Origin of the sequence: Noviherbaspirillum sp. (assembly GCF_036846085.1) — a bacterium.
Lineage (GTDB): Bacteria > Pseudomonadota > Gammaproteobacteria > Burkholderiales > Burkholderiaceae_D > Noviherbaspirillum.
In genome coordinates, this window is record NZ_DAIUCO010000015.1 from 22,113 (window position 1) to 38,259 (window position 16,147).

The window sequence follows — 16,147 nt, forward strand, 5'->3', positions numbered from 1 at the left end:
GTCTTCCTCTTCTTTATTGGTTGGTGCAGTTGAGCACTTCTTCAAGACTTGTCAACCCTTGTTTTACTTTTACAAGCCCGGCTTCACGCAGGGTTTTTACGCCGTCGTTGCGCGCCTGCTCTTCGATCTCCAATGCGGTGCCGTGGGCGAGAATGATGCGCTCGATGTCCTCGCTGATCGGCATGATCTGGTAAATGCCGACGCGACCTTTATAGCCGCTGCCGCTGCAGCGCTCGCAACCGACGGCTTTATAGGGTACCCAAGTGCCATCCAGTTCCTCTTCCTTGAATCCGGCCTCGATCAGCGTTTCGTCCGGGATGGCTGCGGCCTGCTTGCAGGTGCAGAGACGGCGCGCAAGGCGCTGCGCGGTGATCATGATGACGGAGGAGGCGATGTTGAATGGTGCAACGCCCATGTTCATCAGGCGTGTCAGTGTCGACGGTGCATCATTGGTATGCAGCGTCGAAAACACCATGTGGCCGGTTTGTGCCGCCTTGATGGCGATGTCGGCAGTTTCCAGGTCGCGAATTTCACCAACCATGATGATGTCCGGATCCTGCCGCAGGAATGCCTTCAGGGCGACGGCAAAGGTAAGGCCTGCACGGTCGTTGACGTTAACCTGATTCACGCCAGGCAGATTGATTTCGGCCGGATCTTCCGCCGTGGAGATGTTGATGCCCGGTTTGTTGAGAATATTCAGGCAGGTGTACAGTGATACCGTTTTTCCCGAGCCGGTCGGACCGGTCACCAGGACCATGCCATAAGGACGCTGAATCGCTTCCATCAGCATTTCCTTCTGGTCCGGATCATAGCCAAGCGACTCGATGCCCATCTGCGCTTGGGTCGCATCGAGAATACGCATGACGATCTTTTCGCCGAATAGCGTAGGCAGCGTGCTCACCCGGAAGTCGATGGCGCGATTTTTTGATACCACCAGCTTCATGCGCCCGTCCTGCGGTACGCGTTTTTCCGAAATATCGAGTTTGGAAATCACCTTGATCCGCGATGCCAGCTTCTCCTTGATCGCGAGCGGCGGCTGCGCGATGTCGCGGAGCACACCGTCAATCCGGAATCGAATCCGGTAGAACTTTTCGAACGGCTCGAAATGCAAATCCGATGCGCCCATATTGATCGCATCGAGAAGAATTTTTTGCAGGAATTTGACGACCGGCGCATCATCAATATCGGATGCCCCGGGGTCAACCTGACCCGACATGTCTTCTTCATTGAAGTCGATGTCAAGGTCGTCCCCCATCAACTCTTCCAGATTCTGCTTCTCGCTCTGGCCAAGCTTTTCAAGCTGCTGCAGCAGCAGGGTGTGCTCGACTACGACCGGTTCGACGGTGAGCTCGGTCTGGAATTTGATCTGGTCCAGTATCTGGGTGTTGGTTGGATCAGAGATCGCAACCGCGACTTTATTCCCGCGTTTTGCAAGCGCAATGACCCTCTGCTTTTGCATCAGCTTTGGATCGATTATCTTGTCCGGCAAATGGCTGATATTGAATGCCGACATATCGAGCATCGGATACCCGAAAGTTTCAGAACAAAAACTTGCAAGGGTACGTGCATCGATTGCCCGGCTATCGAGCAATGCATCGATGAATGCAATCTTTTCCGAAGCGGCTTGCTTGGTGACCGTTTCCGCTTGCTGGGACGATATTCGGCCGGCTTGAACCAACGCCCGCGCGAGACCGGACATTGCACTGCTTGAAGCAGGGTTAGGAAGGACTGCCGCCATAGATTGAGCTGGAAAATTACCGAAGGATCATCTAAATTCCATTAGATAATGCCTATAGGCATCTGATTTGTAAAGGTAATGCGACTTAGTCTTGCTGAATTGATAAGGCTCTCGGCGTAAATGTCACAGTTTTCCAAGAGCAATATTATGGATATTACTTGAAGTGTTGATTCGTTCGGCAGGAAGAGCAGGGTATGAAAAGCGATCTAAATGTGTGTTTTCGATTGGTGCTTGGAACGACAAGATACGGCCCGCAGCGCTACCAGGCGTGACAATCGGTAAGGTCGCAAATCGGTGGCATGGTTTCATGCCGGGTAACAAGTCAGGATCACTTGATCGACAGGATGTATTCGGCCAGCATCTTGGCATCCGCATCGGAGATTTGGGGCTGCGGGGGCATGGGCACTTGACCCCACACGCCAGCACCGCCGACCTGTATCTTTTTGGCAAGTTTGTCTACGGCGCTACTGTCACCGCTGTATTTGGCAGCCACATCCTTCAGGGACGGTCCAAACCGTTTCTGATCAACAGCGTGACAGGCCATGCAATTGGATTTCCTGAACAAGTCTGCATCGGCACGAGCGGCGCCGGGCGACAGCAGAATGCCGGACGCTATACATATAGCCATAACTTTGCGCATGAACATGTTCCTTAAGTCAAACGAGGCATGGATGGTCTTTTAGCTCCAAACGCCGCCGGATCAAGAACTTGCCTCCGGCGAACGCTTGTACTTGTGACCGCGCGATGAGCGTCGACGGCGCGGCGTGCAAGCAATCAGGTGGGTGTCATCCGATAGATTTCACCCTCATCGGTCGCTACGTACAGGTTGCCGTCAGGTGCCTGCACCACCGAACGAAAGCGGCCCGCTGGCATCGGAAGTGAGACCGTGGTGCGCTTGGCAGATGTTCCGTCGGCACTGATGTCCAGGATATCAAGGCGGTTTCCAACCGGCGTTCCATGGATGCCGATGCCCATAAGGGAAACAACCATCTTCCCGTCCCAATCCTTCCATTGCTTGCCGCTCAGGAAGGTGCCCGATGACATCCCTTGCGACAATCCGTCGTTGGTCCAGGCTGGCTTCATCGCTTTAGGATACGCGCGAAGATCGGTCATGGGCATGAATTTGGACCGCTCTTTGGGATCGACGGCACCCATTTGATTGGGACTGTAGCCACAGTACTTGTCCGGGCAGTCGCCACGACCATTTACATTGGGACGGGGGTCCCATCCAGCATTGCCACCGGCCACCAGTGCCGTCACCTCATCGGTATGCCAGGGACCATTCTCCGCTGTAAATGGTTGATTTGTCTTGGGACGGAACGCGATGCCTTGAGGATTGCGGTGCCCATACGTAAAGATGCGAGGGTCGAACCCCTCCGGGGCGTTGTTTCCAGGTGCAGCTTTGCCTTCGCGGTCGATGCGCAGGACTTTACCGCCAATGCGTGTCGGGCTTTGCGGAACTTCGCCGTTGTGGGTGTCGCCCGTTGTCACATAAAGGAATCCATCGGCTGGACCGAAGCGTAAGCGTCCGCCATTGTGCGCCCCCGACCCGCCGAATGGGTGGTCACTTGCCGCGACCTTGTAAGGAATGTCAGATACGATATCTTTCCGGTCAGCCAGTTTGGTGCCGTCGGCATTGACCGTGAAACGCATGACACGATTGGTGGACGGCGACGCCATGCTGGAAGTCGAATAAACGTAGATGAACCGGTTGGAAGCAAAATTCGGATCGACCGCAACGCCATTCATCCCCGCTTGACCATCACAAAACAAGTCGTTGGCCGTCGTGTCGTATCCCTTTGAGTCCTTCATTCCAAGCAGTTTGATCACGGTGCCCGATGGCTGGCGAACCGACAAGCCATTGCATTTTTCAGTGAAGAACATGGTTCCATCAGGGAGGAAGGCCATGTCCCATGGGTTGCTTAATTTGGATAGAACGGCGGTGGCGGTCAAGCCCGGCGTCTGTGCATAGGCGGTGCCGGAAACAGCAACTCCGGCACTTGCCAGCAGCACGCAGCCGACAAATTTACCAAAGCCTATAGCTCCACTGGACTGGCTTGCGAACGCCTTCGTATTGATCAAGTTTTTCATCATGCCTCCAAATTAAAATGGTTAGGGCGCTGAACATGACACGCATCGCCAATTTCAATCTAGCATTGCATAAAAGGCATTTCAAATTTAGATACTATTAATTTTTAGATCAGATTTATGCCGGGCGATATTCCGGTCTTCGAAAGGCTGAAAATTGAACTGGGCGATAGTGTAAAAATGAAACATTACTCCGCCTCGCTTTACGGTGCTATACAGGTTTTCGCAGGAAAGGAGGACTTTGCGCGTGGCAAATCGTGGCCAGAATGGCCGGGCACTGTCAGAAACTAATGGAATGCGAAGGATTTTGAAGCAGGCAGTCGTTGCTGGCTAAAGCGGTTTGTGGTGTCGTTGTTCTTGTTATTGTGCGATTCCAAATCGCTTGAGTGCAGTAGGCTTGACGTGAGGAAATTGAAATTTTAAACGCACTCTTATCTTTTATGCTTTTGCATCACCGTACGACGTACCGTGTTGTAGTGCTTAAACAAAGGAAATACTTTTCAGCCGTTGGATCTGTTCAATTTTGGTCGGGGTGAGAGGATTCGAACCTCCGGCCTCTACGTCCCGAAGAATGCGTACAAACAACGTACCCTAGTATTCATAAGGCTTTCCAGCCGATTTCTAGTCGAGTACTACAGTCTGTACTACACTAATATGTTAGTAAAAAATCAATGAATACAACAGTGAGGGATTTTAGCACGTCAAGCCTACTTCGACCGATTTATTGCAGCTAAAGCATCTTGCGTCATTTTTTGCTTGAGTCGCAATTCTGCCGCTTTCGCTTCCTGCGTCGCCCGCTTTGCGTTTTTTGTCATTTGTTTTGCTCTCTCTTTCTGAGACTCTATGCGTTGCTTGTTCGCATCAGTTCTCTCTGATATTTCGAAATATCTCATTTTCAGCTCTTATTGTTCATATGGTCTTCCGGCTTGTTTATTTATCAATAAGTCTGCGAACGAAACCTTTTGAATTGCAACAATCCAGCCGTCATTGCATAAATGAAATTTCTTTGTGATAAGATTTTGATGGGAGGCGGTTCTTCCTCTGACTTCCAGTCAGGGCGGATCTAATAAGAAACTTGTCGAAGGGCAAGTTGCAGGATCGTAAATCTACCTGCTGGCTTCTATAAGAAGCGTTTATCGTATTCACACTTTCCGCCTCCCCTCGATTTTTGGAAACTTGCTTATGCTCGACAAAATTTGGTTCACATATAGGGCAAGAATACGAGCACAAGAACGACTTGCAAGTAATGACCTTCATTCGCAAGCACTTTTGGTTTGGTATGCCGTAGTCGGAGCATGCTTGGCTATAGTTGCAATCAGGCACCCACAATTTTTAGGCCCTGATACCGATATTATTTCTGCAATATTCGGCGTTGCGGTACTAGCACTTTCGATGTTAGTAACAAATCGGGACTATCGTGGACGATCTCTTGAGATGCGAAAAAATTATCTCGCACTTCAAGAGCTCTACAACTCTGCAAGTCAAAGTGGGTCAGGTAATCAGCCCCAAGTCCAAAAACAGTATCAGGAGTTGCTAAACAGTGCCGAAAATCACGCAGAAATAGACGATAAGTACTTTCGTGTATTCCACATAGGTGCGTTAAAAACCCGAGTACCTACCTTGCGAGAAAAAATCGAGGTTCATCTTCATTTGGGCATAAGAGCAATCATACTTTGCCTCATGTATGTTGGCCCATTATCGGCTCTATTCTTCATATGATTCATGACAGCAAGTAAGTCGTTTAAAACGATATTCTTAACTAAGAATCTGCGAAAGATTTATGTAGACCGTATTCAAAATACTGCGTCACGCGGATTAGATCGAATATTTCCAGGGGCATTAATCAAGGTTTTGGCAGACGAACTGGCATTAATTGAGCGCAAAGTTCACGCGGCAGAATATCGCTACACGCCATATAAAGAAAAATTAATCTCAAAGGGTGCAAACGAGCCGCCGCGACTTATCTCGATTCCAACAGCAAGAGATCGTATAGTCTTACGTGGAATCTGCGACTTGTTAACCAAGACCTATCCAGACGCAATTCCGGAGATCCCTCAAATTAAGATCGAGGGACTGAAAGAAGCTTTAGATTCCGGCCAGTACTGCGAATTTGTGAGGATAGATCTGCAGAAGTTCTATCCATCGATTCCTCACGATAAACTGATCAAGACACTGAAATCGAGAATAAGAAAGCCGCAAATCCTGACGCTTATTCACGGTGCAATAACAAACCCAACCGTTCCAGAAAGTAAGGGCGGCAAAGGCGCGGTGAAGAACCTATGCGGTATTCCTCAAGGACTTTCAATATCTAATGTCCTCGCAGAGATATTCTTAAAAAACTTCGACAAACAGATGCGAGAGAAAAGTGGCATCTGGTATAGCCGCTATGTGGACGACATATTAGTCCTGTGTGAAAGTGGACAATCAAAACTGATTGCAGAGGAGGCATGCAAATGCCTTGAAACATATGGTTTAAAGCCACACAGACTGGACACTCCAGGATCGAAATCCAAAAATGGAACGCTCACTGATAAGTTTGAATTCCTGGGCTATCAAGTGAACGGCGGCCAAATTTCAATTCGCAAGCCCAGCATCTATAAACTCGAAGGGGCTTTAGCAAAAATCTGCACCGCATATCGCCATAAGCTGCTGCAGGCTAAGAAGCCGGAAGAGGCTGACCGTGCTGCTCAGATGTGTGAGTGGCGCCTAAATCTGAGAATAACAGGCTGTATTTTTGGAGGGAAGCGGTTAGGATGGATGTTCTATTTTTCCCAAGTCAATGAAACTTCATGTATTCGAGGTGTAGATAATACTGTCAATAGACTGATCGAACGATTTAGTCTGACAGGAAAAATACGTCCAAAGCGCCTACTAAAGACTTATTACGAGTCTCAACGAACTGAGAAATCGGATCACCGTTACATTCCAAACTTTGATGACATGGAAGTAGATGAACAAAGACGAATACTCGGGATGATGCTGGGCGAAGCAAAAGTTAAAGGCTTAACAGATAAGCGGGTGAAAGAACTGTTTAAAATGAAGATTAGTTCTGCTGTGAAGGAACTGGAAGAGGATTTGGCCGGAGTCTATTAGCATTCAGTCTGAATTCGAAGTGAAAATAACTTGCCTCTGATGATATGTAGTGAACCGGACTCGATCTGATAACGCCTGTCCGATTTCACCGCGCCTTGAAACTAGCCGAATTTTCGAGATCGGTGAAACACCGCTATACTAAAGTGCACCAGAAAGCAGTCATCTTTGCCTCAGTGCTGCGGTCTTTTGTTGTTTTCAATCGTTGCCGCGATTCAACCAGCTTACAGCCCTACACCATGGTTAACCGTCCACCACCACAGCAAGTTCGCTCCGCATCAACGGCAGGGGCATGGTTCGTAGATGACAAGCGCTTCTACCAGTACAGCTACGCATCTCTAAAGGAGTTAGAGCACGTTGTCCAAGAAGTGAGGAGCCAGTGGACGAAGCCATTGGGCGCATCTATCAAACAAGCCGAAGCACCTCCGTTCCTCTGGGAACTTGCAAGGAAGCGTGACAGGCTTTCGGATTCAGTAAAGGTATTCTCCGCGATGTCGGTTGAGGCGTTTTTGAACTTCTACGGCGTCGTTCGCTTGGAACAGAACTACTTCGACAATCATGTCGAGAAGCTCGGTCCTGTTCCGAAGCTCAAGCGCCTATTCGCTCTCTGTGAGGGAAAGGCACTTACAGATTCTGAACCGATTGTGATCGTTTTAAGTCGCATCGCCGCACGGAGGAATCGATTGGTCCATCCGCGCACAGTTGAGGTTGCCTCTAGCGCCGTCAGTGGTATCGGGGACCGCATTCCTGAAATAGCGAGAGAGGCTATTGCCGATATGGATGCCTTTTTTGTAGAGTTTGGTCGCCTAGATCCGGATGTGCAGCATCACCTTCCGTCCCCTACGGATCGTAGTGCCTAATTGACCACTTGGCGTCGAACTCGGAAATGATTATCTGACGCATTGTGTCAGATCAAGTCACAACTTATACAGATGATAACTGGAACCGTGCGAAAGTTTGCCTAACCACCAAGGATATAAATCCGCTTGGTCATGCGACGCCAGGCTTCCTTACCATGTCGAAATTCTTCGCTTTACGAACAAATGAAAAGCAAGTTGCGGTTAGGCCCGCACTTCCGCGACATGGTAGGGAGCGAGTATGCACAATGAATTACTTCTTCGTGAAACCAGACCTCAGCGTGTTGCTTATGGCCTCAATCTGAACGTCCAATTCGCCAGCGGCCACAGCTGCTTTCAGCGTATCAAGTATAGGGACAAGCTCGGTCATTGTGCCGATTTCTACAGTAGTCTTTCCCTTCGCTAGCTCGATCACCTTACTGCCATATTTGACATTCAGGCATACTTTTCCGTTATCAGCAGTCCACCACCAAGGTCGAACCCGTCTCGTAACTTCCACCGTAGTGCGTCCGCCAGTTTCCGCATCTTTGACTGAACGAACGACAGCACGCGTAAATGTTCTTCCTTCTTGCTGCGCTTTTGCAAGTTGCGTTTGCTCCCAAATTTTCGCTATCAGGCGATTACGACGCTGCACTACCGCAGGCAATCCACTTGGGCGCTTGATGGTCACAAGTTTCAGATTAATCAGTGCGTTCATTTATCTCTCCTATGTAAGGTGGCATAAGACAGGATGTATTCGCCTTGATAAAGAATCAATGGAATTGTGACGCTATAGAACTCGGACGGAGACCCATAAAAGGATAACTCTAGCATCAACCGAGGAATAGTTATCTGCTAGGCCAACTTCAAAAGTTAATCGCCGAGGTTGAACGCATCAATTTCTTTTCTGACAAATTCACCGAACTCTTTAGTGACCGGAATGTATGAATGGCCCATCTGCATCGCGCCTACAAAGTGGTCATTGCCTGCACGGGTCACATGCGCCTGGGGGTGCTGTTTCTTAAATGCGTTCACTACGTCATTGTAGAAAATTGGCTTTTCAAACCAAACACTTCCATAGTGGAGCGCAAGATTGTTCGCGAAAACATAAAACGGCCATCTATCCTTATCGGGATTTGAGCGCCTTTCATTTGCGGTTCTTTCAAAAACGGCGCTAGCGCAAGCGTAGTAGCTGAGGAAACAAGCTCCGCCAACTGCCACCTCAATCAGGCAATCGCCAAGCCTTATGTTGGCTGGTGGCTTTGCAAATTCTAATTCACAGTATGGTTCATCTCTTGCCTCCCGATTTTTGGGAAGGACAGGGCGGTCCGACACTCCAGATACTTTGATATAGTAGGTGGCGGATGCATTAATATTAATATTCCGATTTCCTGCTGAAGGCGTGCAGTGGGTGTTTAAAATATTACTTAGACCTATATCGGAATGTTGATCGTCCGACTTCTTCCACTTCCACAAATTCGCCATTGATTCAGAAGCCGAGCATAGCTGATCAATTTGGTACTCTGTTAAATTGACGTAATCTAAATGCCTTCTTGTTTCTGCTTGCAAACGCTCAAGCGTCTCGGTATCGGTTATTAGAAGTCCTGTCTCGTGGTTCTTCGTTAAGCCAGAGATTGTTAGATTTGCTGAGGTAACCACTCCTGCAAAAGGGATTTTGCCCTTCAAGAATACGTATACCTTTGAATGGAGTGCCTGATCAATCCCAATCATAGGCCATGATCCGGTTAGTGATTTTACTTTGGAACCAAAGTCACGCAACGAGAAGGGTTTGCGAAACTGATCATCCCCTCTAGGAGCACAAGTACTGATCAGTTCGACTTTTGTCATATTCAATGTTAATCCAGTAAAAAGCGGACCGAAATCATCGAATAAGAATGGAGAGACGAACAGCGCTTCGTCTGAAAGCAGAAGAAGCGATCGAATCAATTCGAGGTGATTCGCTGGGTTTAAATTCACTACTTTCGCTGCTACAGATAACGTAATTTGCGCGTCGCATCCATTTGTAATCAAGTGCATAGCCTGGATAGTTCAAAGTTGATTTGGCATAAATGGTACGGTAATTGTGTATTGAACGTAAATCTTGCCTTATGTTCGCGATTCTGACTGCTCGTAATAAATACCAGCATGACAGAAGATCAAAAAGGGCTCCAACGAGCTTGCATCGAATGGATGGTGCAGAACAAGAATGCGTTCACACATGCCACTACCCTTACGCTCAGGCCGTACCGTACAGTCTTGAATAGCAATGGCGAAGCCATATTGAAGTTGACCCACATTGAAGCGAAAGAGACGTTTCGCTTTTTCATGAAGCGACTTAATGCGAGTCTGTTTGGAAATGCGGCTCGACGTTTCGGGACGGCGCTCTATGTAATTCCTGTGCTGGAAGGGCAAGGAACAAACAAGCTGCTGCACTACCACTGCGCCATTGGTAACGTCCCTACCGGTATGAGTGTCGATACGCTAAAAACGTATATTCGCACAGCCTGGCTGAAAACCCCGCATGGTAACGAACAGATCGATGTCGAACTCATTGAGTCCGCAGGTTGGTTTGCCTATATGGGCAAGGAAATCGGCATCAAGAATGCAGATGTGATGGACTGGACAAATGTTGTCATCCCGTCTGCTCCTACGTCGTTGACCTAAGCGTCCTTCGTACTTTGCTTGTTGAGGAGTTTTGGTGCTCTTTAATAGAATTCATACGACTGTAGATTTTGATGTACAGCTCAGGACAGGAACGGATAGCAAAGCAAGCAAGGCACGACTTAGCAACTCAATACAACGAGCGGATACAACGCGAGACACGAACCAAAGAAATGAGCGACATAACAGCCGTCAGCAATCCGCTGTGCTCCAACCACCGATTATGAATACGACCCGGATTATTAAGCTACAGCGTTCATGCATGACTCGGGGGACGAAAATCGGGATGCAAAACAGGTGCGAGCGCACATTCTCACCAGATGAATTGCCGAGACGTTGAGACCTGATTCGAATGTTCCATCAAGCTGAGCACTAGCGAAAATTTGCGAGAATTTTACTTGCTTCATTCAAAAGCGGAACACGCAATCCAGGGTGGTCACCGTGCACCTCAATCATACGTAGGAGTTCAGCTATTGCAAAAAGCAGCGAAATCTTGCCATCAACCGAACATAACTGCAGCTCAAACCTTCGAAAGATTATGTCGGCGACTTTAGGAGACATCAGACTGAAGCAATAGAGAAATGCAAGGTCAGAACCAAAAGGAACAGTACCCCAAGATTCCCAATCCAAAATCCAACACTCTTCTCTAGTAATATTCGCCCAATGCAAGTCACCGTGCCCAGTTACCCACGAAGAAACGTCGACAAATACATCCCTTCCGAAACGTTCATGTATCCTTCTGTTCACCAAGTCTTGACGGATTGCACATCGGACTGTTTTAACACTTGCCAGATTGCGGAGTGACATGTCGAGCGTGTCGAGCCAATCCCTGGTTATACTAACATCCCCTATCAACTCCGGAGACGGAGAACATGGACTGTCTTTTATATACGCAAATACACTTGCACGCCAAACGATCCCATTTTCTATCCATTCAAAATATCTTTCTAAAGCTGGCCTTTTAATCCCAGGGATATTAGGTAGGTCAATTTCTCCTAACCATAGTTTGTCGGGTGGGGTGTCGAGCTCTCTAAACCTAACCTTAACCCAATACTCGCCACCGCACTTAGACCTGGTTGCAATCCCCGCAGTTTTTTTATGCCAACCGTACTTCGGTTCGCAGGTCTGGTAGATGTATCCGAGCTTACTCAGGGCGTAGCGCAAAGCTCGAAAGACATCTGGCAATTCGGAGTTCATCGTACTAATGAAATTATCTCTGCGACCTTATCTACCGAAAGACGAGGCTGCTGTTGCAACTGCCATATATCAGTCAACTGCTCAACGGTTCTAGGTCCGATCAAAACAACGTCTATTCCAGGAACTGAAAAGGCGAACAAAACAGATGCTTGGGCAGCACTCAAGCCTGGCGAAATAAAATCACAAAATGTTTGGTCAATTTGTTTAGGTATGCATCCACCGTGAAGAGGGGCGCTCGAAATCACTTCTATTCCGGCAGCTTCCGCTTCAGCTAGAACACCCGATTTTCGCACCATAAGGTCTTCTATGGCGTCAAGCTCAATAAGGCTAACTGGGAGCTGAATTGCTGATAGATGATTGGCGGTTCCAGCGATTCTAGTAGCCCGGGCGACCCAGCTCCCTAACGATAGGGCGTCTTGATTTACTTTGGAACGAAAGCCTGCCCACGTCGCTATTCCATAACGCTTAATCAATCCCATACTACACGCCGCCTCTAGCTCTTCTATGCAGGCAAGCATACTGGCCTCAAACTTCTCAAAATCAACATGCTGGGAATACTGATCTGGGTTATGAAGAAAGATGGTATCAATAGAGCCTAGCTGTGTAACGGCCTTGTTGATTTGGTAGCGTAAAAAGCTCTTCGAGAAGCATTGTTGGTGAGTGATGTCCTGTTGGCTTATCACATCTTTTTGAATCAAATCTTGCCGGTCGCACGAAGGAACAAAACCGATTTTTGTCGACACTTTCAGTGATAATTTATTACCACTCAGTTGCTGATGGAACTTACCGACGGCATGTTGAGAAAATCCATTTCCGTAGTTTGAAGCAGTATCAACATCTCTACCACCGATTCCAACATAGCGGTCAAGAAGGCAGGCCAAAGTTGCTGGATCTTGGCGATATGTCCCAAGCCCAAGTTTTGCAGGCCCACTCTTTCGAGGGCGCTTCTCCTGAGATTCAGATGGCATCGTAAACATTGATTAAGCCGTTATTGAGCAGTTCAATCAAAAAAGCAGATACCTGCGCATTTTCTAAACCAACTTCCATCCCTTTGCCAAAAAGAGCCATAACGGGCAGGCGTCTATGCTTCTCTAACGCATCTAACATCGCGTCAGCCTTCAGTGAAAACTCCCACGATTTTCCAAGAGCATGAAAGTATAGTGATACATCATCCCTATCGATTCTCAATCTGCGTGGGGGGACCCATTCAACAATTTCATGGCCATCAAATTTCGCCTCCGATTGAAGGACAATCCAAGGTAGACTTGGACGAACTCGCGGTTTAGCCCTTGCGTCATAGTCATTAAAAAAATGACGCGTCCTTAAGATGTTCAGTTCGTTAAAAGCTGCCTGTTTCAGTAGTGATAGGTGATTTTCTTGTGCTTCGCAAGAAGAAAACCGAGATAAGTCCTTTCGAAAAAGTGGGTTGGTTCGAAGGCGCTCGCAAAACCACGCCATAAAGTCCATTCCTGTTCTGTTAGTTATACCAAACGTAAGATGCAGGGTAGGTTTACCAGTAGGCGTCGCATCATGCCACCATCCGCGAGGAATATAGAGGACGTCACCTGCTTTGATTGTCCCGCACCATACGGGCTGTGCCAAGGGCGGGGGAGGGTTTTCCACATCTAAATACATTGGAAAATCGCGGGTGGGCTGAAATATGCGCCAAGCTTTTTCCCCATGAACTTGGACGATAATAACGTCGTGGTCGTCCCAGTGAGTGCTAAATCCCTGCGTTTTCTTCCAGCCAGCATAAGCATTAACTTGAATATGTTCGCCTAAAACGAATTCACACTTTTCACACAACATCCGAATCGAAGGGGACATTTCATCAATAGCATCCACTACTAACAGGCAACCATCGTTAAGGTGAGCGTTTAGATCAGATAAGCTAATCTGCGGAATACGCGTTCCGCGCCTTGTGGTTTCATACTTCAAATATGTCTCTTGAGGTATGTCCTTTCCTTTTTTTGAAAGGCGCATGCGTGGATAGTCGAGACGATTCTCCTGGAGAATTTGACCAAGCCTTCCCCAAGGCAGTAGATCTTGGAAACGCGTTGGCTCTCCTCCAAAGTACCGGGGCGATTTGCTCCAATACGTTTCTAAGAATTCTTGGGTGCTCATAGGTGCTATAAGGTCCGCAAACTCCATACATTCGTGGCGCATTTAAGGTACTCCTTCAATGAAGTGGGTACGAAAGCAGAAAAGGACAGCTTTCTGTCCTCTTCTCAATGCAGCACAGTTTCGGTTTCACGCAACCTTGTCGTTACTATCACTCCTCCCTGTACCTCCTCCATCGGATGCTTCCGTCTCGTTTCGGGTACGAGTTGTACGGAGATTTTCAGCAGATTTCAGTAGACCATCTTTCTTCTTATCATCGTTTTCTTTATTGCTCTCTTTTGTATCTTGAGTGCTTTTTTCGGAATCTTCCTTCGGTGGTGTCGACATTTGATCTCCTTTGAGAGGGAAGTGGTGATTAGAAGTGTTCGTTAGCCCGCGAACTTGTCTTGGTATCCATCGTATTGGCATACCAATAATCAAAATAGCTCGTTGACCGCGACAGTTTTTGCGCTATCGCAAGCTGTTGATCTCTCGAGGAACTCCTTACATGGAGTGTGTCTGGATGGGAATCAAAGAAAATAGCAAAAATCTAGTGTTTTCGCGTAAGTACTTGATTCTTCTTGCTTCCTAGCCCCATCAACCTTTTGTTGATCTCCATAATCAAAGGTTACATCCTCCGGCATGCGGTCTTCTTTGATTTCGGGGGGGGGGGTGAAAATGGCGCAGGCAAAAACACTTACAGAAAAAGAGCTAAAGAAAGTACTGATCTATATCTCGCTTCGCAAACACGCGTCTCGCAATCGAGCAATGCTGCTGTTGACTCATTGGGCTGGGATGCGTGTTGGGGAAGTGGCTGCATTGCGTATCGGAGATGTGGTTGCGACCGACGGTTCGATCAAAGCCGAAATTCGTTTGTCACCAGAACAGACAAAAGGTCGGCACGCTCGAACGGTATTTCTTGGAGAGCGCTTGCGCAAAGAATTGGCCGTGTACGTTGCGACACTGAAACGACCTTTGCCCGAGAGGCCGTTGTTTTATACTCAGAAGCGATCCGGCTTTACAGCAAATACGCTTTGCCAGCATTTTTATCATTTGTACAGGCAAGTCGGTATTGACGGCGCAAGCAGCCATTCGGGCCGGCGTTCGTTTATTACGAACCTCGCAAATAAGGGCGTAGGTGTGCGTGTCTTGATGGCATTGGCCGGCCATCGGAATATTGGGACTACCCAGGCATACATCGACGTCAACGACGCGATGCAACGTGCTGCTGTTGATTTGGTTTGACGTTGTGACCCGCGATATACATGGCAGACTGAATCCTTAAGTGCGTGTGACTAGTCGCGGCGCATTACATCAATGTACTCGGAAAAGCGTATTCTGAATAGCATCGCTTGGTCCTCGTCTAACGGGCCGACAATGAAGATGCGCCTCTTTTCACCTTTCTGACGCTTATGAATTCTTTCTTCATATTCAAGGCACTGCTCGTCCACATATGTGCGAACTTCTTCGGTAGGCTTTGCGTCATAAACTACATCTGCCATTTCCCCATCTTCCCATGTATCCATTTCAATGGTTCCGTTGAACCATTCCATCGTGGCAAACATGTAGCTATAGGATTCGTAACCCTTCTCGACAACTTTTCGTTCTGATAAAAACTTCATTCGTTCCAACTCCTTAATCTAACTTGGCAAATAAATGGATGATATTGGGAAAAAGTGATGAAAAGGGCCGCAACTGCGGCCCTTTGTTTGAGCAAATTCGTTTTAAAAGAGCCTTATAAATTTTGACGAAGTTGAGTTGCCGCTGCCGTGATATTGAGTGCTGGCAGAGCTGCTTGAGGCGCCTGCGATTTGTGATCATTGATTAGTACTTCAAGACGCGAGAAAATTTTTCTAGCGTCGAAGTGGCAGGTGGTGACTAAGGACGAGAGAAAGCTTTGGCTAAAGCTGGTCACGTTTTCGTCGTTTAGCACGGTTTGAATCGTTGGAAGCCAGATATTCGGATCTTTCGGATTAAACGATACGGTAATGCAGCGACTAAAAACAGCTTCCTCAAAATCTTGCACATTGTTTGTAGTCATGATGAAAACAGAATCCCGTTGCTCCATGACCGATTTAAGCTGCTTCATTGCAGTTGTTGTGAGGTTATCTACCTCGTGCAATATGAAATATCGCAAGCCGCTTCCTTGGTAGATAAATGCTGTGCTTAGGGTATTTTTGATGTGCTCTATTAATGCGACGCCGTTATTGGCTTTATCACACCATACTTCTTCACGAAATACGAAAGTAGGCGATCCATTCGGCTTTGCAGCTTCGATCGCATTGGGTAGCAGGTTCGCAAGGGTTGTTTTGCCTGTACCTGGTTTGCCTTGTAGCAAAATCCCAGTGATTCCATACTTAGGGAAGGTGCTTATGCCATTCAAAATATCGAATATCTTTTTTCTTTCGGCTGCCGACTCAAAAACAATGTCATCCAC

Annotated in this window: 17 protein-coding genes; 5 read left to right on the top strand and 12 right to left on the bottom strand. The window is 47.7% G+C overall.

The window, feature by feature from the left end:
- Positions 1–13 precede the first annotated feature (13 nt).
- The 4 genes from pilB to V7080_RS03220 all read right to left on the bottom strand — a co-directional run bounded on the left by pilB (position 14) and on the right by V7080_RS03220 (position 4,719).
- Entirely contained in the window at positions 14–1,699 is a 1,686-nt protein-coding gene (gene pilB, locus V7080_RS03205) for a type IV-A pilus assembly ATPase PilB (protein WP_334186954.1), read from the bottom strand.
- Between the two features lie 367 nt (positions 1,700–2,066).
- Positions 2,067–2,378 carry a c-type cytochrome gene (locus V7080_RS03210; RefSeq protein ID WP_334186971.1) on the bottom strand — a complete coding sequence of 104 codons (312 nt, stop codon included), beginning with the start codon at positions 2,376–2,378 and terminating at the stop codon, positions 2,067–2,069.
- A gap of 134 nt (positions 2,379–2,512) precedes the next feature.
- Positions 2,513–3,829 (bottom strand): PQQ-dependent sugar dehydrogenase, encoded by a 1,317-nt coding sequence (locus tag V7080_RS03215; RefSeq protein ID WP_334186955.1) that lies wholly within the window; start codon positions 3,827–3,829, stop codon positions 2,513–2,515.
- Between the two features lie 704 nt (positions 3,830–4,533).
- Entirely contained in the window at positions 4,534–4,719 is a 186-nt protein-coding gene (locus V7080_RS03220; RefSeq protein WP_334186956.1) for a hypothetical protein, read from the bottom strand.
- A 289-nt stretch (positions 4,720–5,008) separates the two neighbouring features.
- Here V7080_RS03220 and V7080_RS03225 point away from each other — a divergent pair, with 289 nt between their 5' ends.
- The 3 genes from V7080_RS03225 to V7080_RS03235 all read left to right on the top strand — a co-directional run bounded on the left by V7080_RS03225 (position 5,009) and on the right by V7080_RS03235 (position 7,776).
- Positions 5,009–5,545 (top strand): SLATT domain-containing protein, encoded by a 537-nt coding sequence (locus tag V7080_RS03225; protein WP_334186957.1) that lies wholly within the window; start codon positions 5,009–5,011, stop codon positions 5,543–5,545.
- Between the two features lie 3 nt (positions 5,546–5,548).
- A complete protein-coding gene (locus V7080_RS03230) occupies positions 5,549–6,919 on the top strand; it encodes a reverse transcriptase domain-containing protein (RefSeq protein ID WP_334186958.1) in 1,371 nt (456 codons plus the stop codon).
- 95 nt (positions 6,920–7,014) lie between these two features.
- Positions 7,015–7,776: a hypothetical protein gene (locus V7080_RS03235; protein WP_334186959.1), complete on the top strand. Its 762-nt coding sequence runs from the start codon at positions 7,015–7,017 to the stop codon at positions 7,774–7,776.
- Positions 7,777–8,026: 250 nt separating this feature from the next.
- On the opposite strand, the gene V7080_RS03240 is transcribed toward V7080_RS03235, so the two are convergent.
- Both V7080_RS03240 and V7080_RS03245 read right to left on the bottom strand, forming a co-directional pair.
- A complete protein-coding gene (locus V7080_RS03240; RefSeq protein WP_334186960.1) occupies positions 8,027–8,470 on the bottom strand; it encodes a DUF6641 family protein in 444 nt (147 codons plus the stop codon).
- A 155-nt stretch (positions 8,471–8,625) separates the two neighbouring features.
- Positions 8,626–9,789, bottom strand: a complete 1,164-nt coding sequence (locus tag V7080_RS03245) for a restriction endonuclease PLD domain-containing protein (protein ID WP_334186961.1) — start codon at positions 9,787–9,789, stop codon at positions 8,626–8,628.
- A 108-nt stretch (positions 9,790–9,897) separates the two neighbouring features.
- Here V7080_RS03245 and V7080_RS03250 point away from each other — a divergent pair, with 108 nt between their 5' ends.
- Positions 9,898–10,416, top strand: a complete 519-nt coding sequence (locus tag V7080_RS03250) for a hypothetical protein (RefSeq protein ID WP_334186962.1) — start codon at positions 9,898–9,900, stop codon at positions 10,414–10,416.
- A gap of 369 nt (positions 10,417–10,785) precedes the next feature.
- Here V7080_RS03250 and V7080_RS03255 read toward each other — a convergent pair whose 3' ends face one another.
- From V7080_RS03255 to V7080_RS03270, 4 genes are all read right to left on the bottom strand, one after another.
- Entirely contained in the window at positions 10,786–11,610 is an 825-nt protein-coding gene (locus V7080_RS03255; protein WP_334186963.1) for a hypothetical protein, read from the bottom strand.
- A complete protein-coding gene (locus V7080_RS03260) occupies positions 11,607–12,578 on the bottom strand; it encodes an aldo/keto reductase (RefSeq protein WP_334186964.1) in 972 nt (323 codons plus the stop codon). Before V7080_RS03260 ends, V7080_RS03255 begins: the two co-directional genes overlap by 4 nt.
- Positions 12,568–13,734: a cupin domain-containing protein gene (locus tag V7080_RS03265; RefSeq protein ID WP_334186965.1), complete on the bottom strand. Its 1,167-nt coding sequence runs from the start codon at positions 13,732–13,734 to the stop codon at positions 12,568–12,570. The genes V7080_RS03260 and V7080_RS03265 overlap by 11 nt, the downstream gene beginning before the upstream one ends.
- A gap of 126 nt (positions 13,735–13,860) precedes the next feature.
- A complete protein-coding gene (locus V7080_RS03270; RefSeq protein ID WP_334186966.1) occupies positions 13,861–14,058 on the bottom strand; it encodes a hypothetical protein in 198 nt (65 codons plus the stop codon).
- A gap of 330 nt (positions 14,059–14,388) precedes the next feature.
- Between V7080_RS03270 and V7080_RS03275 the strand changes: the two genes are divergently transcribed.
- The gene (locus V7080_RS03275; RefSeq protein WP_334186967.1) at positions 14,389–14,955 is read left to right on the top strand and encodes a tyrosine-type recombinase/integrase; all 567 of its coding nucleotides are present in this window, start codon (positions 14,389–14,391) and stop codon (positions 14,953–14,955) included.
- Between the two features lie 50 nt (positions 14,956–15,005).
- Here the strand turns inward: V7080_RS03275 and V7080_RS03280 are convergent, their stop codons facing one another.
- Together V7080_RS03280 and V7080_RS03285 are read right to left on the bottom strand one after the other, a co-directional pair.
- Positions 15,006–15,332 carry a hypothetical protein gene (locus V7080_RS03280; RefSeq protein ID WP_334186968.1) on the bottom strand — a complete coding sequence of 109 codons (327 nt, stop codon included), beginning with the start codon at positions 15,330–15,332 and terminating at the stop codon, positions 15,006–15,008.
- Between the two features lie 113 nt (positions 15,333–15,445).
- Positions 15,446–16,147: AAA family ATPase (locus V7080_RS03285; protein ID WP_334186969.1), on the bottom strand; the 702-nt coding region annotated here is incomplete at its 5' end.